General features: G+C 34.5%; 1 protein-coding gene. It reads right to left on the minus strand.

All coding sequences use genetic code 11. The features are described 5' to 3' along the window. Positions 1 to 1072 (minus strand): MobV family relaxase (gene mobV, locus JVV30_RS13015; RefSeq protein ID WP_204194359.1); only part of this gene is annotated, 1072 nt, incomplete at its 3' end. Positions 1073 to 1261: the final 189 nt, after the last annotated feature.

Raw genomic sequence — 1261 nt, forward strand, 5'->3', positions numbered from 1 at the left:
TCAACTTTGCAACAGAACCGATTAAACTCACATCACGCTTTAAATCGCTTATTTTAGACTTTAAAGACTTGTTTTCTTCAAGCAACTCATTATAATCATTTACATTTTCATTAAATCGCTCTACAAGACCACTATATTTTTCTTTAACTTGCCCATGTTCTTTACTTAATTTTTTATATTCTCTCGCCATATCAGTACTCATGAGATTTCTAACATGCTGTTTTAACCTATCGTTATCTCTCGCAGCAGTCACTAAGTTTTTATAATCACGCTCCGATATAACAACATTTTTGGTTGGTTTCTTTTCTGTTTTCATTATTTCTTTTCCCAAACCAAACATGGACTTTTCACCCGTTGGCACTTCAACACTTTTCATGTGTCGTTTCGCTGGTACTTCTAAATCTGATTTAACTTTATCGCTATAAGCAGTCCATTCATCTTTTTTAACTGCTAAATTTTTTTCTAGAAAATCAATCTCTTTTTCCAAAGTTTGTTTTTTAAATTTAGCTGTCTCAATATGTTTACGGTCAGAGCCACGTTCACCACGCTTCAACTCAAAACCCTGTTTTTTCATATGCTCGGGGAATTTATCTTGTAGCCATAACAGTTCTTGACGATTAAACACATTTTTTCCTTGCAGTTTTCCATCACGCATAGGCACAACACCTAAATGCATGTGAGGGGTTTGCTCATCATTATGAACTGTTGCATAAGCAATATTTTGCTTGCCATATCGTTCGGAAAATAATTTATAACTTTCCTCAAAAAATCGTTTTTGTTCTCCTGGATCCAGTTGCTCAAAAAAATCTCGGTCAGATGTTACTAGCAACTCATTTACAAGAACAGCATCTTTCCTCGTTTTTCTTGTACCTGTTTTTTGTGATTCAATAATTTCTTTGACACGTTCGTTGTAATCAATATTTTTATCATTTTTCAAATCATAATTTTCACGTGTTCGCTCATGGTCAATATCATCATTCGTTCTACTTTTTCGCTCTCTTTGATTATGAAATTGCATGCCTTTTAGTCCAGCTGATTTCACTTTTTGCATTCTACAAACTGCATAACTCATATGTAAATCGCTCCTTTTTAGGTGGCACAAATGTGAGGCATTTTCGCTCTTTCCGGCAACCACTTCCAAGTAAAGTATAATCACACTATACTTTATATTCATACAGTGTGTGCTCTGCGAGGCTGTCTGCAGTGCCGACCAAAACCATAAAAACTATATGACCTTTCTTTTTTTTACGAGAAAAAAGAA

The sequence above is a fragment of the Staphylococcus sp. GDY8P47P genome, assembly GCF_016892225.1.
GTDB lineage: Bacteria > Bacillota > Bacilli > Staphylococcales > Staphylococcaceae > Staphylococcus > Staphylococcus borealis.